2 pseudogenes are annotated in these 245 nt (G+C 66.5%); one reads left to right on the plus strand and one right to left on the minus strand.

What is annotated here, in order from left to right:
- Positions 1–125: pseudogene (locus EN738_RS35190) on the minus strand (fructose-1,6-bisphosphate aldolase); the annotation flags it as partial.
- Here EN738_RS35190 and EN738_RS35195 point away from each other — a divergent pair.
- Positions 119–245 (plus strand): annotated as a pseudogene (locus EN738_RS35195) (fructose-1,6-bisphosphate aldolase); the annotation flags it as partial. The pseudogenes EN738_RS35190 and EN738_RS35195 overlap by 7 nt on opposite strands.

Consider the following 245-nt stretch of genomic DNA (forward strand, 5'->3'; position numbering starts at 1 on the left):
CTGATCGCGCCTTCGACGCCATGGCCGTCTTCCTGCTCGCCGCCGCCGCTCTCAAGCGAGCCGAGCACGCCGATCTCGCCTTCGACCGAGACGCCGCCCCAATGCGCCATGTCGACGACGCGGCGCGCGCGCCTATGCCAATGACGTGGTGCTTGCCAAGCTGATCGACGCGCTGGTCGAAATCCACCCCGACATCCCGGTCTGCATGCATCTCGACCACGGCAACAACGAAGCCACCTGCGTCA

Source organism: Mesorhizobium sp. M4B.F.Ca.ET.017.02.2.1, from assembly GCF_003998955.1.
Lineage (GTDB): Bacteria > Pseudomonadota > Alphaproteobacteria > Rhizobiales > Rhizobiaceae > Mesorhizobium > Mesorhizobium abyssinicae.